General features: G+C 29.9%; 21 protein-coding genes. 7 read left to right on the top strand and 14 right to left on the bottom strand.

Annotation, left to right across the window (positions count from 1 at the left end; all coding sequences use genetic code 11):
- Positions 1-4: 4 nt before the first annotated feature.
- The 3 genes from BW723_RS06475 to BW723_RS06465 form a co-directional block, all read right to left on the bottom strand.
- The gene (locus BW723_RS06475) at positions 5-2,554 is read right to left on the bottom strand and encodes a TonB-dependent receptor (protein WP_076686344.1); all 2,550 of its coding nucleotides are present in this window, start codon (positions 2,552-2,554) and stop codon (positions 5-7) included.
- Positions 2,555-2,770: 216 nt separating this feature from the next.
- On the bottom strand, positions 2,771-4,339 hold the full coding sequence (gene pgi / locus BW723_RS06470; protein WP_068357258.1) for a glucose-6-phosphate isomerase: 1,569 nt from the start codon (positions 4,337-4,339) through the stop codon (positions 2,771-2,773).
- Between the two features lie 4 nt (positions 4,340-4,343).
- Positions 4,344-5,612, bottom strand: coding sequence for a peptidoglycan DD-metalloendopeptidase family protein (locus BW723_RS06465; protein WP_068357260.1), 1,269 nt, complete (start codon positions 5,610-5,612; stop codon positions 4,344-4,346).
- Positions 5,613-5,729: 117 nt separating this feature from the next.
- Between BW723_RS06465 and BW723_RS06460 the strand changes: the two genes are divergently transcribed.
- Positions 5,730-6,695, top strand: coding sequence for a M23 family metallopeptidase (locus BW723_RS06460; protein ID WP_068357263.1), 966 nt, complete (start codon positions 5,730-5,732; stop codon positions 6,693-6,695).
- Between the two features lie 5 nt (positions 6,696-6,700).
- On the opposite strand, the gene BW723_RS06455 is transcribed toward BW723_RS06460, so the two are convergent.
- The 6 genes from BW723_RS06455 to BW723_RS06430 form a co-directional block, all read right to left on the bottom strand.
- A complete protein-coding gene (locus tag BW723_RS06455) occupies positions 6,701-7,474 on the bottom strand; it encodes a DUF3108 domain-containing protein (protein WP_068357270.1) in 774 nt (257 codons plus the stop codon).
- A gap of 137 nt (positions 7,475-7,611) precedes the next feature.
- Complete coding sequence (locus BW723_RS06450) at positions 7,612-8,529, bottom strand: tryptophan 2,3-dioxygenase family protein (RefSeq protein ID WP_068357273.1); 918 nt, start codon at positions 8,527-8,529, stop codon at positions 7,612-7,614.
- A 218-nt stretch (positions 8,530-8,747) separates the two neighbouring features.
- Positions 8,748-9,908, bottom strand: a complete 1,161-nt coding sequence (gene hppD, locus BW723_RS06445; RefSeq protein WP_068357276.1) for a 4-hydroxyphenylpyruvate dioxygenase — start codon at positions 9,906-9,908, stop codon at positions 8,748-8,750.
- Positions 9,909-10,163: 255 nt separating this feature from the next.
- On the bottom strand, positions 10,164-11,327 hold the full coding sequence (locus tag BW723_RS06440; protein WP_068357279.1) for a homogentisate 1,2-dioxygenase: 1,164 nt from the start codon (positions 11,325-11,327) through the stop codon (positions 10,164-10,166).
- 287 nt (positions 11,328-11,614) lie between these two features.
- A complete protein-coding gene (locus tag BW723_RS06435; RefSeq protein ID WP_068357282.1) occupies positions 11,615-12,121 on the bottom strand; it encodes a ferritin in 507 nt (168 codons plus the stop codon).
- A 96-nt stretch (positions 12,122-12,217) separates the two neighbouring features.
- Entirely contained in the window at positions 12,218-12,505 is a 288-nt protein-coding gene (locus BW723_RS06430; protein ID WP_068357284.1) for a hypothetical protein, read from the bottom strand.
- A 250-nt stretch (positions 12,506-12,755) separates the two neighbouring features.
- On the opposite strand from BW723_RS06430, the gene uxaC reads away from it, so the two are divergent.
- The 6 genes from uxaC to BW723_RS06405 all read left to right on the top strand — a co-directional run bounded on the left by uxaC (position 12,756) and on the right by BW723_RS06405 (position 18,676).
- Positions 12,756-14,153, top strand: a complete 1,398-nt coding sequence (uxaC, locus tag BW723_RS06425) for a glucuronate isomerase (RefSeq protein WP_068357287.1) — start codon at positions 12,756-12,758, stop codon at positions 14,151-14,153.
- Between the two features lie 20 nt (positions 14,154-14,173).
- Positions 14,174-15,145 carry a TRAP transporter substrate-binding protein gene (locus tag BW723_RS06420; RefSeq protein WP_068357289.1) on the top strand — a complete coding sequence of 324 codons (972 nt, stop codon included), beginning with the start codon at positions 14,174-14,176 and terminating at the stop codon, positions 15,143-15,145.
- A 5-nt stretch (positions 15,146-15,150) separates the two neighbouring features.
- Positions 15,151-15,642, top strand: a complete 492-nt coding sequence (locus tag BW723_RS06415) for a TRAP transporter small permease (RefSeq protein ID WP_068357292.1) — start codon at positions 15,151-15,153, stop codon at positions 15,640-15,642.
- Positions 15,643-15,644: 2 nt separating this feature from the next.
- A complete protein-coding gene (locus BW723_RS06410; RefSeq protein WP_175335388.1) occupies positions 15,645-16,949 on the top strand; it encodes a TRAP transporter large permease in 1,305 nt (434 codons plus the stop codon).
- A gap of 18 nt (positions 16,950-16,967) precedes the next feature.
- Entirely contained in the window at positions 16,968-17,096 is a 129-nt protein-coding gene (locus BW723_RS18080) for a hypothetical protein (protein ID WP_257787033.1), read from the top strand.
- Positions 17,097-17,377: 281 nt separating this feature from the next.
- Positions 17,378-18,676, top strand: a complete 1,299-nt coding sequence (locus tag BW723_RS06405; protein ID WP_068357295.1) for an MFS transporter — start codon at positions 17,378-17,380, stop codon at positions 18,674-18,676.
- A 440-nt stretch (positions 18,677-19,116) separates the two neighbouring features.
- Here BW723_RS06405 and BW723_RS06400 read toward each other — a convergent pair whose 3' ends face one another.
- The 5 genes from BW723_RS06400 to BW723_RS06380 are packed head-to-tail and all read right to left on the bottom strand — an operon-like array spanning position 19,117 to position 25,807.
- Positions 19,117-20,682: a solute:sodium symporter family transporter gene (locus BW723_RS06400; RefSeq protein WP_068357298.1), complete on the bottom strand. Its 1,566-nt coding sequence runs from the start codon at positions 20,680-20,682 to the stop codon at positions 19,117-19,119.
- Positions 20,683-20,708: 26 nt separating this feature from the next.
- Positions 20,709-21,887, bottom strand: coding sequence for an aldose epimerase family protein (locus BW723_RS06395; RefSeq protein ID WP_068357300.1), 1,179 nt, complete (start codon positions 21,885-21,887; stop codon positions 20,709-20,711).
- Between the two features lie 23 nt (positions 21,888-21,910).
- A complete protein-coding gene (araA, locus tag BW723_RS06390) occupies positions 21,911-23,419 on the bottom strand; it encodes an L-arabinose isomerase (protein WP_068357311.1) in 1,509 nt (502 codons plus the stop codon).
- An 11-nt stretch (positions 23,420-23,430) separates the two neighbouring features.
- Positions 23,431-24,132 (bottom strand): L-ribulose-5-phosphate 4-epimerase, encoded by a 702-nt coding sequence (locus BW723_RS06385; RefSeq protein WP_068357314.1) that lies wholly within the window; start codon positions 24,130-24,132, stop codon positions 23,431-23,433.
- A gap of 1 nt (position 24,133) precedes the next feature.
- Positions 24,134-25,807 carry a ribulokinase gene (locus BW723_RS06380; protein ID WP_068357316.1) on the bottom strand — a complete coding sequence of 558 codons (1,674 nt, stop codon included), beginning with the start codon at positions 25,805-25,807 and terminating at the stop codon, positions 24,134-24,136.
- Between the last annotated feature and the right edge of the window lie 43 nt (positions 25,808-25,850).

The raw sequence follows: 25,850 nt of genomic DNA, 5'->3' as shown, positions 1-25,850 counted from the left end.
ATTTTTAAAAATTAATTTTAAGACCTAAATTATAAGTTCTTCCAAAACCAAAGTACACTAATGGATCATCTCCATCTGTAGCATCAGCAATATATTCTGTGTCAAAAATATTATTAACACGAACAGTTACTGTAGTATCGAAGTTACCTAGTTTAAAACCATGACGTAAACTTGCATCAAAAGTACTATAATTTGGTGCTTTCCAAGTATTATCGATTCTTTCACTTTCTTCTTTAACATCTCCTGTTTCAGTAAAGTTTGCACTTCCTAAAACATTAAAATCTGCATAAAGATTAGCAAAATAGTTATAATCTACAGTTATACTTGTTTTATCCCAAAATTTATATAATAATCCTAATGCTGCTGTAGTTTGTGCAGCATCTGCAACTTTTAAGTCTTTAATTAATAAATCTACAGTTGCAACTTGATTTTGGTCTCCATCAAATATCGCAGTATCTAAGATGTCATTATCCCATTTCCAATCTCCTAAAGATAACATACCTGTAATACTTAATTTATCAGAAGGTCTATAATTAAAATCAAACTCAACACCTTGGTGTATTGCATCTACCCCTAAAATATTTGCTGTAAAATCATCTTGACCAGCAACAAAACTAGGTACAGTTTCTGTAAAAGTTCTATCACTCCATTTCGTTCTATATAAGTTTACGTTTGCAGCAAATTTTTCACTTCTTAAACCATAGCCTAATTCTACACTAAAAATCTTTTGATTTTCTGCATTTTCGTTAATATCTACATTATTAAAATTTGTGAAAACTGCATCAAAATCTGCAGGTCTTTCAAAATAACCTACGTTTACAAAAACATTATTCTGGTCATCTAAGTTGTAATTAGCCCCACCTTTAATACTGTAGCCTTGAAAATTATACTTATCTGAAGTTCTTAAATCACTGTCTGGAGTATATTGAAAATAATCTACTCTTTGGTAAGAAGTATTTTGGAAAGATGTAGAAACAAAAGCATTAAAGCTATCTGCATCATATTCTAATTGACCAAAGAAACCTAACCAACCAACATTACCATCATTATTGTAAGAAAATTTATCACCTACTTGTAATGCAGCATTAGAATTATTAATATTTGAATCATCTAAAAAGTATTGTCCTCCTAATAAATCAGTTACTTTTCTATAATGTTTACCTGTATAAGTTCTCCAATCTAAACCTGCTACTAAGTTAAATCTATCTGAAAGTTCTGTTTTAAATGTAGATAAAACACCATACCATTCGTGATCGTTATAAGAAGCTCTTAAAATAGCTTCAGAACCATTAGCTCCGTTAGCTTGGTTTATTTCTACAATATTATCTAAATCTACTGGTTGATCATCTCCTCCTAGTCTTACATTAAATAAACTAGTGTTATCTCCAGCAGTACCACCACCTCCTCCTGAACCGAAAGAAACGTAAGCTGCTGTTGATAAAGAAGTTTTATCACTAATCGTCCAATAGTGGTTTAAAGAAGTTTGAGATTTGTGGTAGAAGTTATCTTCTATATGAGTTACTTGACCATTTTTGTAACCCCAATCTGGATTAAATTTATTACCAGACTCAGCATTTCTATAAGTTTCTATAGTACTTCTGTTTTGTCTTTGACCATGTCTTTGTGGTGCAGAAGTTAATGATAATTTATGATTTTCATTTAATTCTTTAGATAAATTTACAAAGTAATTGTATCCTTTAAATTCAGTACCATCAATATAACCTTCTCCTTCAATTTTTGCAAAAGATACAGTTGCAGCTAATCCATTATCCATTAAACCTGTAGATAAAGTAAATCCAGATTTTTGATAACCATCATTACCTGTAGAAGCAATAATACTACCACCTTTTTCTACATCAGAAGTTTTAGATAAAATATTAATTGTACCTCCAATAGATGGCACAGCAACTTTAGATGCTCCTAAACCCCTTTGAACTTGCATTGCAGAAGTTACATCTGATAACCCAGCCCAGTTAGACCAATAAACAGCTCCGTTTTCCATATCATTTACAGGAACTCCGTTAATCATTACAGCAACGTTTACAGAATTAAAACCACGTAAGTTAATACGACCATCTCCAAAACCACCACCAGATTTAGTAGCATAAACCCCTGGAGTAGATTTTAAAACCTCTGGAAATTCTTGAGACCCTAACTTTCTTTCAATATCAGCTGCTTTAATAGTAGAAACAGCAACTGGTGTTTTTCTGTCTATTGCAAAAGATGTAGCTGTTAAAACAATTTCATCTAAAACAGCATCTTCTGCTAATTTAATATTACCTAACTGAGTTTTAGCTGAAGTAAAAGGAACTTCTTTAGTTTTGTAACCTATAAAAGAGATTACTAGAGTACCAGCATCAGATTTAGTATTTAATGTAAAATTACCATCAAAATCTGTAGATACTCCATTAGTTGTGCCTTTCTCTAAGACACTTGCTCCAGGTAAAGGTTGATTTGTTTCATCCACAATTACCCCTGTAATTTTAGTTTGTCCTAAAACTGTAGCCGACACCAAAAGTAAAGCTACAAATAATAAGTTTTTAAAATTTCTCATTGTTTAATTTGTTTATTAAATGTTTTGCAAAATTGTGTTTTTCTTTGCAGTCTAATGTTAAATTAATATTAACATTTAACACAAATTTAAGGTATTATTTCATCACAAAAAAACGATTAAGACACTAATATTTAGCATCTTAATCGTTTTTATAATTATTAAGGATTGTTATTTTTTTATGTTAAAAAAATACTAAAATCTTAAAAATAACCCCAATTATTGTTTAGATAAAAGTTTTTTAGCTAATTCCTTACCCAATTCAACTCCAAACTGGTCATAACTATAGATATTCCATAAAATTCCTTGGGTGTAAATTTTGTGTTCATAAAGCGCAACTAACTTTCCTAAAGATTTTGGTGTAAGTTTATCAAAAAGTATTGCGTTACTTGGTCTGTTACCTTCAAAAACTTTAAAAGGTAGTAATGTATTAATTTTATCTTCATCACCAGAAAATTGCAATTCTAAATGAACTTCTTCTTTTGTTTTACCAAAAGCCAAAGCTTCCATTTGTCCATAATAATTTGCCATTAATTTTTTATGATGATCTTTTAAACCATATAATGATTCTTTATAACCGATAAAATCTGCAGGAATTAACTTTGTTCCTTGATGTACCAATTGCATAAATGCGTGTTGCATATTTGTACCTGTACTACCCCAAACAATTGTACCTGTTTGGTAATCTATTTTATCTCCATTTCTATCTACACCTTTACCATTACTTTCCATAATTGCTTGTTGTAAATAATCTGGAAGTTTCTTTAAATATTGTGAATAAGGTAAAACAGCTTCAGTTTCTGCTAAGTAAAAGTTGTTATACCAAATGCTGATTAATGCTAAAATTACAGGAATATTATTCTCAAATTCTTCATTTCTAAAATGAATATCCATTTCTTCTGCACCATCTAATAAAGCTCTATAATTATCAAAACCGACTGATAAACTAATTGATAAACCTACTGCAGACCATAAAGAAAAACGACCACCAACCCAGTTCCACATTGGGAAAACATTATTTTTATCGATTCCAAAACTATCTACAGCTTCTAAATTTGTAGAAACTGCTACGAAATGTTTAGGAATATCAAAAATAGTAGCAGATTTTAAAAACCAGTTTTTAATGGTTTCTGCGTTTGATATTGTTTCTTGTGTTGTAAATGTTTTAGATACAATAACAAACAGCGTAGTTTCTGGATTTAAGTTTTTTATAATTTCTGATACGTGATCTCCATCTACATTCGATACAAAATGTGTATTTAATTGATTTTTATAGAATTTTAAAGACTCTACAATCATATCTGGACCTAAATCAGAACCTCCAATACCAATATTTACAACATCTGTAATTGATTTACCTGTATAACCTTTCCATTTTCCAGAAATTACTTTGTTAGAAAAACTTTTAATTTTTCTTAAAGCGGTTTGTATTTGAGGTTTAATATTTTTACCATCAACCAAAACTGGTTCATCAGAAGTACTTCTTAATGCAGTGTGCATAACAGCTCTACCTTCTGTAACATTAATTACCTCACCATTAAACTGACATTCAATTGCTTCTTTTAAACCAACTTCTTTTGCCAATTCTACTAATAAATCAATAGTTTCTTTAGTAATTCGATTCTTAGAAAAATCTACACATAAATCATTAAATTCTAAAGTAAAATCTGAAACTCTATTTTCATCTTTATACAAATCTTTTATGGTGATGTTATTAATATCATTAAAATGATTTGTAAGTTTTTGCCACGCAGCTGTTTTTGTTGGATTATTGTTTGGTAAAGCCATTTTTTTAATTTTGTGCTATTATTTCTTTAACTACTTCTGGTTCTTCTGCAGGAACCCTTTGATAATCTAATTGATATTTTAATGTTTTTATGTAATCAAAAAAGGCAGGTTTTACCTCTTTTTTCATAGGTTCTGCTGCTGGTAATTTTTCTCTTAAAGGATCAACTTGTTTACCAAATTTCCAAAAACGGTAGCAAACGTGAGGGCCACCAGTATTTCCTGTCATACCCACATAACCAATTACATCTCCTTGTTTTACATATTGTCCTTTTTTTACAGCTTGCCTGCTCATATGTAAATATTGAGTAGAATATGTACTGTTATGTTTTATTTTTACAAACTTTCCATTACCACCTCTTCTTGTAGATTCTACAACTGTACCACTGGCTGTAGCAATAATTGGCGTACCTATTTTTGCAGCAAAATCTGTACCTTTATGAGGTTTAATCTTGTTGCCATAATATGCAATTCTTCGTCTTAAATTATATCTTGATGATATTCTGTACTGAAATTTGATTGGAGATTTTAAAAACTGACTCCTTAACATCTTAGCATTTTCATCATAGTATTCATGAATATTTAAAGTAGAATCTGCCAAAAAACGAAAAGCATATAAATCTCTTCCATTATGATTAAAAACTGCTGATTTTACTTTACCATAACCCGCAAAAGTAGTATCATCAATAAATTTTTCTTCGTAAACTATTTTGAATTTATCCCCTTTTTGAAGACGTAAGAAATCTAAGGTCCAAGCGTAAATATCTGCAACTTTATAAGTTAAATTAGGTTTTAACCCTAAACTATCCATAGAATAAGTAAAATTAGCATTGATTACACCATTAGCTACTTTTTCTACTATTTTAATTGGCTTTTGATATTGTTTTGCAGTAATTAAAGAATCTTTAAAATCTAGAATTGTAGCATTTATTTTATCGTGCTTATAAATAAAAACTTGTGCTTTTTCTGTAGAATCCTTACTTGCTAAAATTGTATATGGTTTACCCGCTCTTACTCTTCTTACATCGAAAGTATCTTTAACAACAGCAGCAATTTGATTAATTTTAGGATACATTACATGGTGCCTGTCTAAAATTATCCCAAAACTTTCTCCACTTTTAATCGTATCATGAATCACCTTATAATCATCTACATTATAACCAAATTTAATATCTGGTTTTGGTTCTTCTTTTACAATTAGAACTGGTTTTACTTCCTCTTTTTTACAAGATAAAAATGCTATAATAAGGGCGAAAAGGATAAATACTTTTTTCAAGAAAAATGTGCTGTTTTAGATAGGAATCAAAAGTACAAATAAAAATGATTTCTTTTCAATCTAAAATGATAACTTCCGAAAACGATTTTTATTATTTTAGTAAAAAAATTGTTAAAAATGATATCAAGAAAAATAAGCTTTAGTATTCTTTGTTTTTTATGTGTTAATTTAATTTTTTCTCAAAATTATAAGAGAAGTATTAACTACAAAAGAAACGATGATAAATCCATAACATTTAATTATTCTTCTGATATTCCTGGCAGTGTTTTAGTAATATTAACTTTTACACGTTTAGAGAATGCTTCTGCAAATGTAATTAAGAGAACTGTAGAAGGTTATGGTGGTCAAATATACACGCTTAAACCATTAAATAGTAGTGGAGGTATTAGTTTTTCTTATAGATCTAGAATGTTTTATGGTAATGTAAAAGCAAAACCAGACGAAACTTTCAAATATATTTTACCTTTTAAAAAAAACAAAAAAGTTAAAGTTCGTAATCTAAATTTTTTAGGAAAAAAATTCGGTAATGCAGCACCCAAAAACTGGAAATCCTGGCAATTTTTAATGAAACCTAATGATACTATTCTTGCAATAAGAAAAGGAATTGTAATTAGTGTTTCTGATGAAGCAAAATCAGACAAAACAAAAAAATATGGCTACAGATCTAATTCTAATTCTATTAAAATTGAGCATAAAGATGGCACTATAGCTAATTACAGTGTCTTAAAAGAAAATAGCATTATGGTTAAAGTTGGCGACATTGTTTACCCTTCTGCTCCTATTGCACTTGCTGGTTCTTACGATTCTGAAGAAAATAGTCAAGTTAGATTATCAATTTACTATTTAGATAAAAAAATATTGAATTATGATTTTAACCAAAGGGAAAACGAAAATTTACAAAATAAAACACATTTGTATTCTTACATAAATCCTCACTTTCAAATTTTAGATGGTAATAGTACAAAACTTGAACCAAACACTTTTTATTCTGGTGGTTTTGACGATTCAATTATTGAATTAGAAATGACAAAAAGAGAAAAAAGAAAATGGAAAAAGAATGGTTTGCTAATTAAAATAAGGTAACTTTTCTATTCCGATTTTCCAAAAGTATTTGCCAAACCTTTATATTGTTCTAATTCTGCCCTTAAAGATCCTACAGCCAAATCTGCTTTCATTTTAATAGGTATTTTATTAAAATCATCAGTAATCCAAATAGTTACACTTTCTTGCGCTTTAAAAACCCTACCAGATTGTACTAATGGTCTAAAAATTAATGTTTTTACCTTTCCGAATTTTGTTCTTAAAGTTTCTTTACCTAAAAATCGAAGTTTAAAAGGATAGATTTGCGAATCCATAAACATATCCAACTTAATTTCATCTCCTTTTTTTAATTTTGACACATCTTGGTTTCTCAAAAAATAAAACGAAGACAACATATCTTGTACTTTAGAAAAAACAACAGACGTATCTGTTTGCAAAGTAAAATCTTGAATGTATGCTGTATTATAATCGTAGTTAAATGCTGTTATTCTATGTTTTTTATAACCTCCTTCGTTTATTTTTCTTTTAAATAAATAAGGTTTTACAGAATCTTTATCAAAATAAGATTCGTACTTATCATCTACTTCAAAAAACCATTTAATCATTCCAGAAGTCCAACCTGTACCTTTAGTATGAAATACTTTTTTACCATTATAATCTGTTTCTTTAACTTCTAAAATTGCCGACCCTGCTCTTAGAAACCCACTATAACTCATTTTATAACGCAACCATTCTCCACTTTTAAAAGCGACCGGTTTTTGTTGACAAAAAGCTATTGAGGTAAAAAATAAAACGAATAATAAAAGAATATACTTTTTCATATAAATCAAACATATAAAAAAGTAATGACAATTACCGTTCCAAAATTAAAAAAAGCAAATTACTAACAATTTGTAAATGCGTTTTTAACGATTTCTTTAGATTACTGATTACCAACAAAATTAAAATAAATCTCTTTTTAAAAAGTTCCCCAATTTTCTAACTCTTCTTTACTCCATAAATACGGATAAAAGATTCTTCGTTGATATTTAGGGTGCATATATTTACGCCAATTACTTCCTCCTGTAGCTTTTAGCTCAGAATCGCTACCACCAATATATTTACTTGCTGCGTTGTAATGAGCCATTACCCATTTTACATTTACAGTATAATCGTAATGACGCATTGCTTTTATTAAAGCTTCATTTTGCTGATCTTCTATTGGCAATTGTTTAAACTTTAACGAAAGATTTATATCATTATAATCTTCCATAAAATCAATGAATTCTCCTTTGTATTTTTTCTCGAAAAGATTTAATAAAGTAGATTTTTGACCTGTAGTATAATTTTTACCTGCTGCTTGCCAATACAAATGATTATATGCATTTCTAAACGAAGAATGCCTATTGATGGTTTCTCTGTAATTTGCATCAATTAGGTTGATCAATTCTGTGGATGCAAATTCAATTTTACGATATTGTGCTGATTGAAAACCACTTGCAGGTGTTAGCGTATTTCTAAATTTAAGATACTGTTCTCTTTCCATTCCATCTGTCATCACATTAAAAGAGTTGCAAAGCATATCAAAATAACGACTAACTCTGTTTAAATGCATTGAGAATTTTTCTGTGGATATTTCAATTGGTTTTGCAACTTGTTCTATTTCCCACAAAATCATTTTAAACAACAACTCATTTACTTGATGGTACATAATAAACACCATTTCATCTGGTTGATTTGTTCTTGGAGTTTGCAAACCCAACAAAGCATCTGTTTGAATATAATCCCAATAAGTAATTGGCGTACTATGCAACAACCCCTCTAACATTGCATCTACAGGAACACCTAATTTATTGTATTTTTCTTCTATTGCTTTTAAAATTTCGTCTCTGTTCATTTTTTAAAAATTCAAGATTTATTAGAACCAAGAAACAAGATGATTTTGATTTTTGGGACTTTGAGATTGCAATTTAATATAAAAATTGAAAGTTGTTTTATCTTTCCAGATGAAGTATTTTTTATTATAACAAAATACTTTTGAAATTTGGTAATAATAAAACCAAGAATTAAGCGTTATTATCTTGATTCTTGGTTCTTTTTGTCTAGATTCTATTTTTAAAGTGTTCCTCTTTTGGCTTGTTCTCTTTCTATAGATTCAAAAAGTGCTTTAAAATTACCTGCTCCAAAACCTTTTGCGCCCATTCTTTGTATAATTTCGAAAAACAAAGTTGGCCTATCTTCTACTGGTTTTGTAAAAATTTGTAATAAATAGCCTTCTTCATCGGCATCTATCATAATTCCTAAAGCTTTTAAACTTTCGATATCTTCTCTTAATTCGTGGCTAAATTCTTCTAATCGTCCAGGAACTGCTCTGTAATATTCTTCTGGTGGTGTTGATAAAAATTCTACTCCGTTTAAACGTAATTGAGTTACTGTTGCAACAATATCATCTGTAGCTACAGCAATATGTTGGACTCCTGCACCTTCGTAAAAGTCTAAATATTCTTCTATTTGAGATCTTTTTTTACCTTCTGCTGGCTCGTTTATCGGGAATTTAATACGTCCATTTCCATTAGACATTACTTTACTCATTAATGCAGAGTATTCTGTATGAATTTGTTTGTCATCAAATGATAAAAAGTTTTCGAAACCCATAACATCTTCGTACCATTTTACCCAAACATCCATTTGATTCCAACCAACATTACCGACCATGTGATCTATATATTTTAAACCTGCAATTGGCGGATTGTAATCTGATTCCCATTTTTGAAAACCTGGTAAAAATGCGCCGTTATAATTTTTACGTTCTACAAACATATGTACGGTTTCTCCATAGGTGTAGATTCCTGCTCTTACAACTTCTCCATTTTCATCCGTTTCTACAGTTGGTTCCATATAAGATTTTGCACCTCTAGATGTAGTTTCTTCATAAGCTTTTCTTGCATCTTCTACCCAAAGCGCTACAATTTTTACTCCATCGCCATGTTTTACAATATGATCGTTTATTGGTGATTTGCTATTTAATGGCGTTGTTAGCATCAACTTAATTTTATCTTGAGTAAGTACATAACTCACAGAATCTGTTGATCCTGTTTCTAAACCTCGATAAGCATGCGATTGGAAACCAAAAGCAGTTTTGTAGAAATGGGCAGCTTGTTTTGCATTACCTACGTAAAACTCTACATAATCTGTTCCTAAAAGAGGAAGGAAATCTTGTGCTCCTTCAAATATTTTTTCTAAACCGTAGGTTACTGATTTTATTTCTTTTGCCATCTTTTGATGATTTTATCTTTTTTAGACCTCACAGGTTTTTGAAACCTGTGAGGTCTTTATTGTTTATAAATTTGCTATTACTTTATTGAAAGCAATCCGTTTGCAAACAAGTTTAGCCCAGATTGAAGCAATTGTTTGAGCTCTTTTTTGTCTTTCTCGACAAAAAAAGCGAGTGAGAAAAGCTGGAAATAGCTTCTAATAATTATTGTTTTAATGAACGTATTTAACACAAGAGTCTTCTTCCTTTTTGGAAGATTAAGATGGATTTAACCAAGATTTATAATACTCTTCATCGGCAATTTTCATGGCTTCTTCTGTAACCATTAAAGGTTTAAAAGTATCTACCATAACTGCTAATTCTTCCGTTTTTGTTTTTCCGATACTTTTTTCTGTAGTTCCTGGATGTGGACCATGAGGAATTCCTGCTGGATGCAGAGAAATATGACCTTGATCGATATCATTTCTACTCATAAAATCGCCATCTACATAATATAAAACTTCGTCTGAATCTATGTTACTATGATTGTATGGCGCTGGAATTGAGTTAGGATGATAATCGTACAAACGTGGTACAAAACTGCAAATTACAAAGGCATTGGTTTCAAAAGTTTGATGCACTGGTGGTGGTTGATGAATGCGCCCAGTAATTGGTTCGAAATCGTGAATTGAAAATGCATACGGAAAATTATAACCGTCGTAACCAACAACATCAAAAGGATGTGAAGCGTAAATCATTTCAAAAATTTCGCCTTGTTTTTTTACTTTGATTAAGAAATCACCTAACTCATTATTGGTTTCTAATTCGTAAGGTCTCCTTAAATCTCGCTCACAAAATGGCGAATGTTCTAATAATTGACCAAACCAGTTTCTATAACGTTTTGGTGTGTACACAGGCGAATAAGATTCTACGATAAAAAGTCTATTGTTTTCATCATCGAAATCTAATTTGTAGATAATTCCACGTGGAATTACTAAATAATCTCCGTATTTAAAATCGAGATTACCTAAATGTGTTCTTAATTTTCCTGATCCTTTATGGATGAAAATTACCTCGTCTGCATCTGTATTTTTATAGAAATAATCTGTGGTAGATTGTTTTGGTGCTGATAAAATAATATTACAATCCGAATTGGTTAAAATTACTTTTCTGCTTTCTAAATAGTCGTTTTCTGGCGGAACTTGAAATCCGCGAAAGCGATACGATTGAATATTATTGGCTTTGGCAATTTTTGGTTTAACTGAATATTGTTTTCTAATTTCTTTGACCATTGTTGGTCTGTATTCGTGATATGAATTGGTAGACATTCCGTCGAAACCAATAGTACCAAACAATTGCTCGTAATATAAACTACCGTCTTTTTTACGAAACTGTGTATGTCTTTTGGGTGGAATTTTTCCTAATTTGTGATAAAAAGGCATATTGTTAATGTATTAATGAGTTAATAAAACAATGTAACAATACTTAAATTACTGAATAATTGTTACATTTTTATATTGCAAAACTGATACATTAATCCTATCATTCTGGATTGCGTTTTATTAAGAATTTTAAAAAGGATAATAAGTCTTTAAACATTTCAATCGATTTCGTAATAAAACAAAGATACAAAAATCGATTCATAATTTTTATTCTTAAAACTATTCTAAAATAATAAAGCCGAAACAAATAATATGTTTCGGCTTTTGGTTTTACATTAGAAGTGTTATTATTCTGTTGGTAATCTTTCGTCAATCATTTTTAACGGCATACCTTCCATTAAATCGAATATATCTATAATACTTCTTACTGTATCTTCTTCTTCAATTTGCTCATTAACAAACCATTGTAAAAAAACCTCAGATGCAAAATCATCTACATTTCTAGCGGCTTTAAAACATTTATAAATAGATTGTGTTACTGCTATTTCTTGATCTAAAGATTTTTCGTAAATTTCTCTTAAACTTTCAAAATCGTTATTTACTTCTGGTATCGCAGGCGAAATTGCTGCACCACCAGTTTCGTTAATAAAATTGAAAATTTTCATTCCATGTGCTCTTTCCTCTTCAGCTTGCTTGTAAAAAAAGGCTTTACTATTTAGTAACTCTCTTTGATCACACCAAGAAGCCATTGCTAAATATGAAGCTGAAGCGTGCATTTCTAATGCGATTTGACCATTTAAAGCATCCATAACTTCTGGATTAATAGTCATTTGTCTTCTTATTGCTGTTTTCATAAATTCTGTATTGATAATCAAAGGTACAATAAAAACAAAGATTTTTAAACTCAGTAGTCGAATTTAAAAGTAATCTAAATAAAAAGGAAACTGAAATTAATAACTATTAAAACAAATTGAAATTTCTTGTTGTAGATCTAATAACTTAGGAATTTCTAAAAAAACCAAATGCTTTCTATCTGCAATAAACAATAAAACAAAATTTTCATTTTGAATAATATGCTCTAGATTTTCTGGTAAAGTAATTTCGTTTATTTTATTACGCAATTGTAATAACTGAGGAAAAGTGAGTTGCATACTTTTATCATCTATCACTAATTGATAGTTACAAAAAGTTATCTGCTGTAATTGAACATTGAATTGTATGTCTGTAAAAATACTCACGCAGCAAAACTAAGTATTTATTTAGAATAAATAAAAATAAAATAACTAATTCTTTTTTTTAAAAATACACAAGACATTTTTAATTAAAACATGTACAAATTATTGTTAATTAATATCAATACTCTATATTTGTACAATCGATTACATTATTACTTTTCAATTAAAAAATGGTTTGGTTTATGCTAAATTATGAGATTGATTAAGATGTAAAACGCAGATAAAAAAAATAATTTTTAAATAATATATAAGCATGAGTTTTATACACGATAATTTTCTGTTGGAAAATAAATATGCTGAAGAGTTGTATCATAATTACTCAAAAAAACAACCTATTATTGATTACCATAATCATTTATCTCCTCAATTAATTGCAGAAGATCATATATTTAAGAACATTACCAATGTTTGGATTGATGGAGATCATTACAAATGGCGTGCAATGCGAACTTTAGGAATACAAGAAGAGTTTATTACAGGTAAAGGTTCTGACAAAAGCAAATTTTTAAACTGGGCTAAAACAGTACCCCACACCATGCGTAACCCTCTATATCATTGGACACATTTAGAATTAGCTCGTTATTTTGATGTCTATGATTTATTAAATGAAAAGTCTGCAGAAAAAATTTATGAAGAAATAACAGCAAAGATAAATACCAAAGCATACAGTACTAAAAACTTACTACGCAAAGTAAACACAGCATATGTATGCACAACAGAAGATCCTGTAGATACTTTAATTTATCATCAACAAATAGCAAAAAGCAATTTCGAAATTAAAGTTGGCACCTCTTTTAGACCAGATAAAGCAATCTTAATTTGTGATAATAATTATAATGATTATATAGACTCTCTAGCACAAGCCACTAATAAACCGATTAATAATTATAATGATTTATGTGATGCTTTAACCAGTAGAATAGAGTTTTTTAATAAAAATGGATGTAATGTTTGCGATCATGGCTTAGCTCAAATTTATTTTGAAAATTTTACAGAAAATGAAGTAAAAGAAATCTTTAAAAAGAAAAGAGAAAACAAGAAATTATCTACTTCTGAAACATTAAAATTTAAAAGTGCCATCTTATTATTCTTAGCAGAAACTTACCATAAATATGGCTGGGTACAACAATATCATTTAGGTGCTTTAAGAAATAATAACAAAAGAATGTTAAAAGTTTTAGGGCCAGATACAGGTTGGGATTCAATTGGAGATTATTCACAAGCTCAAAAATTATCAGCATTTTTAAATGCATTAGATAGTAAAGATAAATTAGCAAAAACTATTATTTACAACTTAAATCCTGCTGATAATGAAGTTATGGCTACAATGATTGGTAACTTTAATGATGGTAGCGTACGTGGTAAAGTTCAGTTTGGTTCTGGTTGGTGGTTTTTAGACCAAAAAGATGGTATGACAAAACAATTAAATGCACTTTCTAATATGGGATTAATTAGTTGCTTTATAGGGATGTTAACAGACTCTAGAAGCTTTTTATCTTTTCCAAGACACGAATATTTTAGACGAATTCTTTGTAATCTTTTAGGAGATGAAATTAAAAGAGGAGAATTACCAAAAGAAGAAATGGAATGGATAGGTAAAATGGTTGCAGATATTAGCTATAATAACGCAAAAGAATATTTTAAAATATAAACCTAATAACAACACTTATAATGCGGTTTAAAATAATTTTATTGGTAATTCTATGTATAAGTATTAGTTCTTGCAAAAAAGCTAGCGAGACTAAAGTTTTATATTTAGGCCATACTTTACCACAAACTCATCCTGTTCATAAAGGAATTATAGAGTTTAAAAAAGCATTAGAATTAAAATCTAATGGCACATTAAAAGTAAAAGTTTTTCCTGATGGTCAATTAGGATCTGAAAGAGAAACTTTAGAATTATTGCAAATTGGTAGTGTTGCTGCAACTAAAGTAAGTGCTGCTACATTATCTAATTTTGTACCTGAGTACAATGTTTTAGGCATTCCGTATTTGTTTAGAAACAAAGAACATCAATTTAGTGTTTTAGAAGGAAAAGTAGGAAAAACTATTTTAGAAAAAGGATCTAAATTTTGGTTAAGAGGTCTTTGTTATTATGATGCTGGAAGTAGAAGTTTTTATACTAGTAAAAAAGCCATAAGAACTCCAGAAGATTTAAAAGGTCTTAAAATTAGAGTTCAAAACAATCAAATGGCAATTAATATGGTAAATTCTATGGGAGGAGCTGCAACACCTTTGGCGTATGGCGAATTATATGCTGCAATTCAACAAGGAGTTGTAGATGGAGCAGAAAACAATCCTCCTTCATTTGTCTCTTCAAATCATTACGAAATTAGTAAATATTATACGCTTGATCAACATTCTTCTGTACCAGATGTATTGTTAATTGGTACAAAGTTTTGGAATAAATTATCTGAACAAGAAAAAGTTTGGGTACAAGCTGCAGCTGATGAATCTGCACAAGCACAAAAGGTTTTTTGGAGAGAATCTGTAGAAGCATCTATGAAAATTGTTAAAGATTGGGGTGTTGAAGTAATTATACCTGAAAAATCATTATTTGCTGAAGAGTCTAAAAATGTTGTTATAGAGTTTGTGAAAAAATTTCCTGAAATGGCTGATATAGTAAACCAAATAAAAAAATAGTTGGTATGAGTAAAGCTGAATATATTTTTAACAAGATTAATAAAACACTTGAATGGTTTATCATTATCATTTTTGCTTTATTAGTTCTAGATGTTTTATTTCAAGTTATTTCAAGATACCTTTTAGGTACTTCTTTTACTTGGACAGAAGAGTTTGCACGTTTCTCATTAATATGGATGACCATTATTGGTGCTGCCTATCTTAATGCAAAAAAAGAACATTTATCAATGGATTTTTTATATCAAAAATTATCAATTAAAAATAAAAGAAAAGCTTCTATAATTATTGAGATATTTATATTTCTTTTTGCTTTAATAATAATGGTAATTGGAGGATTTAATTTGGTTTACACAACATTACATTTAAATCAATTATCTGGTACTTTACGTATTCCTTTAGGTTATGTATATGCTATTTTGCCTTTAAGTGGCATCTTAATTATGTACTTTTCAATTTATCACATTTCAAATTTTTATTCTAATAAAAACATCGTTTAATTATGAGTATAGAGGTTATAAGTATTATCGTTTTATTTGCAAGTTTCTTTACTCTATTGTTAATGAAAGTGCCTGTTGCATATAGCATAGGTATATCAACAACCTTAAGTTTATTATTGAATATTGATAAAATGCCTGGTTTAACCACCATTGCACAACGTATGACAACTGGTATAGATAGTTTTGCTCTATTAGCAATTCCGTTTTTTGTCTTAGCTGGTGAAATTATGAAGCAAGGAGGAATTGCAAACAGACTAATTAATTTTGCAAAATCTTTAGTTGCAAGTTTACCTGGAGGATTAGCTTATGTAAACGTATTGGCTTCTATGTTATTTGGTGCCATTTCTGGTTCTGCTGTTGCTGCAGCTTCTGCAATTGGCTCTATTATGACAGACAGAATGGAAAAAGAAGGTTACCCAAGAGCGCTAAGTGCCTCTGTAAATATTACTTCTTCTACTACAGGTTTATTAATTCCGCCAAGTAATATTTTAATTGTTTATGCATTAGCTAGTGGTGGTACTGCTTCTGTTGCTGCTTTATTTATTGCTGGTTATTTACCCGGAATTTTACTTGGTTTTGCTATTATGGGTTACATTGCATTTATTGCAATTAGCAAAGGATATTCAAAAGGAAAACGATCTACTTTAAAAGAAGTATGGACCTATTTTAGAAAAGCATTTTTTAGCTTATTACTATTAGTTGTTGTAGTTGGTGGTATTGTAGCAGGTATTTTTACAGCAACAGAAGCCTCTGTAATTGCAGTTTTATATGCTGCAATTTTGTCTTTAATATATGGTGATATGAAAGTTAAAGACTTTCCAAGTATATTATTAACAAGTGGAAAAACAACTTCTGTTGTAATGTTTTTAATATGCACATCTATGGCGATGTCTTGGTTGTTCTCTTTCGAGGGAATACCAGAAATGATAAGTACATTTTTATTAGAATCTTTAAACAATAAATTTGCCATCTTTTTAGCAATTAATATTATTTTACTAATAATTGGTACTTTTATGGATATGACACCTGCTGTATTAATATTTACTCCAATTTTTTTACCAGTTGTAACTACTTTGGGTATGCATCCAGTACATTTTGGAATTGTAATAGTTCTAAATTTATGTATCGGAATTTGTACACCACCAGTAGGAACTTTACTCTTTGTAGGTAGTGGTGTTGCCAATGTTTCTGTAACAAAGGTTATAAAATCTTTATTGCCTTTTTTAGCAATTATGATAGCTGTGCTTATGCTAATTAGTTTTATTCCAGAAATCTCTATGTTTTTACCAAATTTATTTGAATTATAATTTTAAAGAAAAGCAAGGTTGAAAAAACTTATAAATAAAAATATTTTTTTTAAGATATTATTAAGATCTTTCCATCATTTTAAAGAAGCAAGAACACCTTCTGAAGTATTTACATTTAGTCAAGAAACTTTTTTAAATGTAGATTAACAATTTAAAAGTAAGCATCAGATTTCAACATATATAATAATTATTTTACAGCAAGTATAAACCTCAACTTTAGAAGTTGAGGTTTATACATTTAAAGAGTTAATTAAACTCCTATTCTTATAAAAACCCTAAATTCAATATCAAATTTATATATACCTAGGCTATTCGTACTATTAATACTTTATTCTACTTAACAAAATAATAAAAATTATAAGGTTTTATGTATAAAATTTTAGATGTATTATTTATAAGTGTATATTTGACACTTATATAATTTAATTATGGATAAAACAAAAAAGATAGCAAACTATCGTTATCGAATTTTAGCATTACTAATGTTTGCTACAACAATTAATTATTTTGACAGAAGTATTATTGGAGTAATAGCACCTACTCTAGAAAAAATGTTTGGATGGACAAATAGTGATTATGCAAATATTATGATTTCTTTTAAAGTAGCTTATGCACTAGGTATGCTTTCTATGGGAGGATTAATAGATCGTTTAGGAACAAAAAAAGGATACACATTATCTATTGCAATATGGAGTTTTTTTGGAATGTTACACGCATTAGTAAGACCAGGATTTAGTATTATTGGTTTTGCTGCTGCAAGATTTGGTTTGGGGTTTGGTGAAGCAGGAAATTTTCCGGCAGCTATAAAAACAACTGCAGAATGGTTTCCAAAAAAAGATAGAGCTTTTGCTACTGGCTTATTTAATGCAGCTACAAGTATTGGTGCAATCTCAGCACCATTTGTAATTGGTTGGATTGTGCATGAAAATGGTAAAAATTGGCAAATTCCATTTTTAATTACAGGTGTTTTAAGCACAATTTGGATCTTTTTATGGTTAAAGATGTATAAAAAACCACAAGTACATCCAAAAGTAACAAAAGAAGAATTAGCCTATATTCAAAGTGATTCTGTAGTAGAAAATGAAGATAAATTACCTTGGAAAAGTGTTTTAAAAAAGCGTCAAACTTGGGCTTTTGGTTTAGCAAAAGTTACAGATGCAGTGTGGTGGTTCTATTTATTCTGGGGAGCAAAGTTTTTAGCAGATACTTTTGATGTAAATATTAAAAATATAGCTTTACCATTCTTTGTAATTTATCTTTTAGCAGATGGAGGTAGTATTTTTGGAGGTTATCTTTCTGGAGCGTTAATGCACAGAGGTTGGACCGTTAACAAAGCTAGAAAAGTTACGTTATTAATTTGTGCATTAATAATTCTACCAGTAAGTTTTGTTGCCATTACAGATAACAAATGGATTGCTGTTTTCTTAATTGGTTTAGGAGCAGCTGGTCATCAAGCTTGGTCTGCAAACATCTTTACATTGGTTTCTGATGTATTTCCAAGAAAAGCTACAGCATCTGTTGTTGGTATTGGTGGTATGATTGGAGCAGTTTCTGGTATTGTTGCAGATATGGCATTAGGATCTGTTTTAGATTCTGCAGGTAATACAGGTTATTTCTGGGCGTTTTTACTAGCAGGTTCTTGTTATTTAATTATTCTTGGTTTGGTTCATTTATTAATGCCAAAAATGATTCCACTAGACGAAAATTTAAATCTTTCTAAAGCATAGTATAGTAGATTTCTAAATATATAAATAGCCTATTAAGTAAATTCTTAATAGGCTATTTTTTTGTTTTAAAAGTTACTGATTGTAAATATTCAACAGTCTTTTAAATACTAACATTATAAGTCTCATTTTTGAATAGTTAGCTAATGAAATTCAATAAATTAAGGAATTTAAAGAGCTTTTAACTTCTAGATAAAGTTTACAAAGTTTACCTACATCAATTTTAATGTATGCTTTAAAGCTGTAAAAAAAGAATATTCATAATAAAAAGTTTGTGTAGTTAAAGCACATTTTATATTCATTTAAATAATATAATTGAATTCAACTTAATTGTTACCTAAAATGTTATCCAACAAAAAAAACCAGTGAAAATAAATTCACTGGTTTAAATTATAAGTAGTTAATCTGTAAAAATCAGGATAACTTTTTGGTTTCTTATTGTTTTAAGATAGATAAATATAAACCCCTACAACAATAGCAACTATTGTATAACCAACAGGTTTTAAGTATTTCCAAGAGGTAATATCTACTTGCTTTGTATACTCCTGAACATATTCGGTTTCTCTTGGAACAAATTTACTAACCACAAACATTATAATAACAGTTAACACAAAAAGTATTCCCATTAGATGTAAAAAACTAATATCTGGCTTAATTACATAAAGCGTAGTTAAGTATGTAACCACACTAAATAAAATAGCAATATTTGCCGCTTTTCCTGAAACTTTCTTAGAAAATATACCAACAAGTATTATAGCTAAAATTGGTACACTGTGTGTTCCATTTAGTTCTTGTAAATATGTAAAAATCCCACCTTCTACACCATATAATAAAGGTGCAATTGCCATAGAAAATAGTGCTAAAACAATTCCAAATGTTTTTCCGGCTCTTACTATTTGTTTTTCAGAAGCATTATGGTTAAAATATTCTTTATAAAAATCTAAACCAAATAAAGTTACAGAACTATTTAAAGCACTATTAAAAGAGCTTAAAATTGCTCCGAAAAGAACAGCAGCAAAAAATCCAATAAAAGCAACTGGTAAAACAGCTTTTACAACCATTGGATAAGCTTCATCTGCATTTGCAATATCTCCATTAAAAATATAAAAAGCAATAATACCTGGTAAAACAACAATAAACGGACCTAATATTTTTATAAAAGCAGCTAATAAAAGTCCTTTTTGACCTTCTTTTAAGTTTTTAGCACCAAGAGCTCTTTGTATAATTGCTTGATTTGTTCCCCAATAATAGAAATTAACGATTATCATTCCTGTAAAAAGGGTCCAAAAAGGTACATCAGAATCAGGTCCACCTATAATATCGAACTTTTCTGGTAATGCTGTTGTAAGCTTTTGTAATCCTGTTATTATGTTACCATCACCAATCTTCATCAAACCAAAAATAGGTATTAAAGACCCTCCGATAATTAATCCTACGGCATTAATAGAGTCTGAAACTGCTACTGCTTTTAATCCTCCAAAAATGGCATAAATACTACCAATAATACCAATAGCCCAAACTGTTACCCAAAGAGCTGGTTCTGGCTCCATTCCTAATGACTGAGGAATATCAAACATTGTGTTAATTGCTAATGCACCAGAATATAGTACAGTAGGCAACATAGAAATTGCATAGCCTAATAAAAATAATAAAGAAACTATTGTTTTTGTACTTTTACCATATCTTTTTTCTAAAAATTGAGGAATCGTTGCAATACCACTTTTAAGATATTTTGGCAATAAAATAAAAGCTGTAAAAACCATTGCAATAGCTGCTACAACTTCGTATGCCATAATTGGTAAACCATCCCTAAAAGAAACTCCATTCATTCCAACAATTTGTTCCGTAGATAAATTAGTTAATAGTAAAGATCCCGCAATCACTGGGCCCGTTAAACTTCTTCCACCTAAAAAATAACCATCAGATGATTTTTCATTAGTTTTTCGTGTAGACCACCAAGCTATAACTGCTACAAGTAAAGTAAATGCAACAAATGATAATATTCCCATAATTAATATTTTTAGTTAGTTGATTGTTATTTAGTTGAAAATTTAAAAGTTGTTTTGGTTGTATATACTTGTCCTGGCTTTAAAACTGTAGAAGGAAAGTCTTTTTGGTTTGGGGAATCTGGAAAATGTTGTGTTTCTAAACAAAACCCTGTTCTATGAGCATAAGTTCCGCCATTTAGCATTGGTAAAGTTCCGTCTAAAAAGTTACCTGTGTACAATTGTATACCTGGCTCTTCTGTGAAAATTTCCATGAAACGTCCGCTTTCTTCATTATAAGCAGAAGCAGCAAAACGCATATCTCCTTTTGCACCATTTAAAACCCAACAATGATCGTAACCCAAACCTAATTTTAATTGTTTATTGTTAGAATTTATTTCTTTAGCTATTTTTTTGGCTGATGTAAAATCGAAAGGTGTTCCTGTAACTTTTCTAATTTCTCCTGTAGGAATTAAAGTCGCATCTACAGGTATAAAAGCGTCTGCATTTAAAACAATTTCATGATCTAAAATTTCTTTAGAAAAATCTGCGGATAAATTAAAATAAGCATGTTGAGTTAAATTAACAACGGTTGTTTTGTCTGAAGTCGCTTCGTAAGAAACTTCAATTGCATTGTCTTTTGTTAGTGTATAAACAACGGTTACCTTTAAGTTTCCAGGATATCCTTCTTCACCATCTTTACTTAAGTAGGTTAACTTTAAAGACGAATCTTCAGTTCCTTCTATTGGTGTAGCCGTCCAAATAACTCTATCAAAACCAATAACTCCACCATGTAAATGATTCTCGTCATTGTTTTTTGCTAAAGTATATTCTTTTCCTTCTAAATTAAATTTACCTTTTGCAATTCTGTTTCCGTAACGGCCAATTAAAGCTCCAAAGAAAGGATTATCATTTTCATAATCTTCAATATTATCAAATCCTAAAACTACATTTTCTAAAACACCTTTACTATTTGGTACTTTTAAAGATGTAATTCTTCCTCCGTAAGTAATAATATCTACTTCTACACCATTGGTGTTTTTTAGCGTAAATTTTTCAACTGGTTTTCCTTCTTTTGTTTTACCAAAATCAGAAATGTTAATTGCTAATTTACCCAAAGTTTCATCTTGTTTTTTTATAGCTTCTTTTTTATTGCCTTTACAATCTGTAAAAAGCCCTAAAACAAGAATAAATATAAAAAGATAAGAAAGAGGTTTTAAAATTTTCATCTTTAAAAAGTTTTTAGTTAATATTATAATCCATGTTGAAACGTATTGTAATAAGCTTCGTTTGCATTCATTGTGTTTTTAAAGCTTCTAACTTTAGTATCATTATCTATAACAAGTAATTCAATGCCAAAGATATCTGCAAAATCTTCCATATATTCTGTTGTAATTGCTTGAGAATATACAGTATGATGTGCTCCACCAGCCAGAATCCAAGTAGTTGCAGCAATATCTAAATTTGGTTTTGCATCCCAAAGTACGCGTGCTACAGGTAAATTTGGTAAATCTTCCATTGGTTTTACAGCTTCTACTTCATTAACAATTAACCTAAAACGATTACCCATATCTACTAAAGATGCATTTATTGCATCACCTTCAGGAGAATTAAATACCAAACGTACAGGGTCTTCTTTTCCGCCAATTCCTAAAGGATGAACTTCACAAGAAGGTTTTGCATCTGCAATAGTAGGACAAATTTCTAGCATATGTGATCCTAAGACATAAGATTTTTGAGGCGTAAAGTGATACGTATAATCTTCCATAAAAGAAGTTCCACCTTCTAAACCATAAGCCATTACCTTCATAACTCTAAGCATAGCAGCTGTTTTCCAATCTCCTTCTCCTCCAAAACCATAACCATCTGCCATTAAACGTTGTACCGCTAAACCTGGTAATTGTTTTAAACTTCCTAAGTTTTCGAAAGTATCTGTAAAAGCTCTAAAACCACCTTCATCTAAAAATGTACGTAATCCAATTTCTATTTTGGCAGATTCAATAAGAGAGTCTCTCATTTTACCACCTAATTTTAAATTATCAGATAAGTTATATTCTTTTTCGTAAACTTTTACTAAATCATCTACTTGCTCTGAGGTTACATCTTCTATTTTTTTAGTAATATCTGAAGAATCATAACCATTTACAGACATTCCAAAACGTATTTGCGCTTCTACTTTATCTCCATCTGTTACTGCAACTTCACGCATATTGTCTCCAAAACGAGCAACTTTTAAGTTCTTCATTTCATCACAACCTAAAGCAACTCTAGACCAAATACCTATTTTATTTTGTACTTTTTCTTCTTGCCAATGACCAACAACAACTTTACGTTTAATACGCATACGAGACATGATGTAACCAAATTCTCTATCTCCATGAGCAGATTGATTTAAATTCATGAAGTCCATATTAATATCTTTCCAAGGAATTTCTGCATTAAACTGGGTGTGTAAATGACACAAAGGTTTATTTAAAAGATTTAAACCAGCAATCCACATTTTTGCAGGAGAAAAAGTATGCATCCAAGTAATTATACCAATACAAGCTTTAGAAGCATTTGCAGCTTCACAAATTGCTGTAATTTCTGAGGGGGTTTTTACAGTTGGTTTAAAGATAATTTTTACAGGAATATTTTTAGAATCGTCTAGACCTTTTGCTATTTCTTGCGAATTTTTTGCTACTTGATTTAAAGTTTCTTCACCATAAAGGTGCTGGCTACCTGTTACAAACCAAATTTCTTTGTTAGATATATCAATCATATTATAGTTGGTTATTGTCCGTAATAAGCATTTTTACCATGCTTACGTTCGTAATGTTTTTTAATTAATGAATTTTTTAACCTCTGTGCATTAGGGTTAATTTGAAGTGTTAAATATGCCATTTCAGCAACCACTTCTAATACTTTACTATTATAAACAGCTTTTGCTGCATTTTTACCCCAAGCAAACGGCCCATGATTTCCTATTAAAATCATTTCTACTTCATTATGAGATAGGTTTTTATCTTTAAAACAATCTAAAATTTGAATTCCGGTATTGTGCTCGTAGTTTCCTTTTATAAGTTCATCACTCATTGGTGGTGCACAAGGAATATCTGCTGTTAAATGATCTGCGTGAGTTGTTCCAAAAATAGGTACATCTTGTTGCGCTTGTGCCCAAGCACAAGAAAATTTAGCATGTGTATGCGCAATTCCGCCAATGTCGTCCCAGTTTTTATATAAGTAAGAATGTGTTTTTGTGTCAGATGACGGTCTCATTTTACCTTCAACTATATTATTATCATAATCTAAAATAACAATATCTTCTGGTCTAAGGTTTTCGTAAGCAACACCACTTGGTTTTATGGCAAACACTCCGTTTTCTCTATCTACAGCACTAACGTTACCAAAAGTATAGACCACAAGATCTAATGCATTTAGTTGCATATTGGCCTCGTAACACTCTTCTTTTAGAGATTTATATTTAGAACTCATTTTATTTAGTTTTTATAGTCTCTTCTACAAATTCGCCTAATGTTTTATAAGATTCCATTAAGTTTGCGTATGTTTTTATGTGATTTTCTTCTGGGAAATATTCTGCTTCATAATCACTTCCCATTACTTTACTAGCTTCAATTACATTACTGTAAACGCCTGCAGCAACTGCAGCATAAATTGCAGCTCCTAAAGCTGGTGCTTGGTCAGATTCTGCTACTTTAATTGGCATATTTAAGACATTGGCTAAAGTTTGCATAATAAATGGAGATTTACGTGCAACACCACCAATACCAATAACCGATTTTATTTCTACACCTTCGCTTTCAAAACGATCTACAATCATCTTAGAACCAAAACAAATTGCATTTACCAATGCTTTAAAAATATGAGGTGCTTTTGTACCTAAAGAAATACTTGTAAAAGCAGCTTTTAATTCTTGGTTTGCGTCTGGTGTTCTTCTACCATTAACCCAATCTAACGCAATTGGTACCGCTTCTTCTAAAGGAATTTTTTCTGCTTGTTCTGCTAATGTTTTAATAAAATTAGCATCTATTTCTTCTTGAAGTTTTTCTTTTTGTTCTTTGGTTAGTATTTTTGAAGTTAATACTAAATTATCAATTGGCCATGATAATAAATTTTTAAACCATGCCAAAACATCTCCAAATGCAGATTGACCTGCTTCTAAACCTATAAAACCAGGAATCACAGAACCATCTACTTGTCCGCAAATTCCACGAACGCATTTATCTCCTATTAATTCATCATTTGCAATCATAACATCACAAGTAGAAGTACCCATAACTCTTACCAATGTATGTTGATCTACTTTAGCACCTACTGCACCAGAATGTGCATCAAAAGTACCAACTGCTATAACTGTTTTAGTAGTTAAGCCCAATTTATCAGCCCATTCTTCATTTAAATGACCCGCAATTTCATCTGAAGTATAAGTTGCTTCGTAAAGATTATCTTTTAAACCTGCTAAATATGGATCTAATTGATTTAAAAATTGTTCATCGGGTAAACCATTCCAGCTTTTATGCCACATTGCTTTATGCCCTGCAGCACACCTACTTCTTTTAAAAGTATTTAAATCTTTATTGTCTGCCAACATATATGTCATATAATCACAATGTTCCATCCATGTGTAAGCAGCATCTTTTACATCTTTATCTTCTCTTATAATATGTAAAATTTTAGCCCAAAACCATTCAGAAGAATAAATACCACCTTCAAATTTTGTAAAATCTTTACCTCCCCAAGTTTTAGCTAGATCATTTATTTCGTTAGCCTCTTTAACAGCTGTATGATCTTTCCAAAGTACCATTAAAGCATTTGGATTTTCTTTAAATTCATCTAATAAAGCTAAAGGAATTCCATTTATATTTACAGGTAAAGGAGAAGAACCTGTTGTATCTATACAGATGCTTACAATTAGTTCTGGATTTATTTTACCTTGATAAATTACAGATTTAATTGTTTGTTCTAAACCTTCTATATGATCTAGTGGATGTTGTCTAAACTGATTAATTCTAGAATTACAGTATTGTTGTTTTTTCCATCTTGGGTACCAAAATACCTCAGATGCAATCTCATTTCCATTTAGGGCATCTATTAAAATAGCTCTTACAGAATCTGAACCATAGTCTAAACCTATTACATAACTTTTCATTGAATACTAATTTGTGGTTCTAAATAATACAACATTATTTAGT

Origin of the sequence: Polaribacter reichenbachii (genome assembly GCF_001975665.1) — a bacterium.
GTDB classification, from domain to species: Bacteria; Bacteroidota; Bacteroidia; order Flavobacteriales; family Flavobacteriaceae; genus Polaribacter; species Polaribacter reichenbachii.
The sequence above is the reverse complement of the archived record's forward strand: the minus strand, read 5'-3'. Positions and strand labels throughout refer to the sequence as shown.

Coding starts and splice junctions, on each gene's coding strand:
- pgi (WP_068357258.1), bottom strand. CDS start 4,339: ATGGCTTTACCAAACAATAATCCAACAAAAACAGCTGCGTGGCAAAAA.
- BW723_RS06400 (WP_068357298.1), bottom strand. CDS start 20,682: ATGGGAATATTATCATTTGTTGCATTTACTTTACTTGTAGCAGTTATA.
- BW723_RS06455 (WP_068357270.1), bottom strand. CDS start 7,474: ATGAAAAAGTATATTCTTTTATTATTCGTTTTATTTTTTACCTCAATA.
- BW723_RS06420 (WP_068357289.1), top strand. CDS start 14,174: ATGCGGTTTAAAATAATTTTATTGGTAATTCTATGTATAAGTATTAGT.
- hppD (WP_068357276.1), bottom strand. CDS start 9,908: ATGGCAAAAGAAATAAAATCAGTAACCTACGGTTTAGAAAAAATATTT.
- BW723_RS06440 (WP_068357279.1), bottom strand. CDS start 11,327: ATGCCTTTTTATCACAAATTAGGAAAAATTCCACCCAAAAGACATACA.
- BW723_RS06395 (WP_068357300.1), bottom strand. CDS start 21,887: ATGAAAATTTTAAAACCTCTTTCTTATCTTTTTATATTTATTCTTGTT.
- BW723_RS06475 (WP_076686344.1), bottom strand. CDS start 2,554: ATGAGAAATTTTAAAAACTTATTATTTGTAGCTTTACTTTTGGTGTCG.
- BW723_RS06405 (WP_068357295.1), top strand. CDS start 17,378: ATGGATAAAACAAAAAAGATAGCAAACTATCGTTATCGAATTTTAGCA.
- BW723_RS06435 (WP_068357282.1), bottom strand. CDS start 12,121: ATGAAAACAGCAATAAGAAGACAAATGACTATTAATCCAGAAGTTATG.
- BW723_RS06380 (WP_068357316.1), bottom strand. CDS start 25,807: ATGAAAAGTTATGTAATAGGTTTAGACTATGGTTCAGATTCTGTAAGA.
- BW723_RS06450 (WP_068357273.1), bottom strand. CDS start 8,529: ATGAACAGAGACGAAATTTTAAAAGCAATAGAAGAAAAATACAATAAA.
- BW723_RS06410 (WP_175335388.1), top strand. CDS start 15,645: ATGAGTATAGAGGTTATAAGTATTATCGTTTTATTTGCAAGTTTCTTT.
- BW723_RS06385 (WP_068357314.1), bottom strand. CDS start 24,132: ATGAGTTCTAAATATAAATCTCTAAAAGAAGAGTGTTACGAGGCCAAT.
- uxaC (WP_068357287.1), top strand. CDS start 12,756: ATGAGTTTTATACACGATAATTTTCTGTTGGAAAATAAATATGCTGAA.
- BW723_RS06415 (WP_068357292.1), top strand. CDS start 15,151: ATGAGTAAAGCTGAATATATTTTTAACAAGATTAATAAAACACTTGAA.
- BW723_RS06460 (WP_068357263.1), top strand. CDS start 5,730: ATGATATCAAGAAAAATAAGCTTTAGTATTCTTTGTTTTTTATGTGTT.
- araA (WP_068357311.1), bottom strand. CDS start 23,419: ATGATTGATATATCTAACAAAGAAATTTGGTTTGTAACAGGTAGCCAG.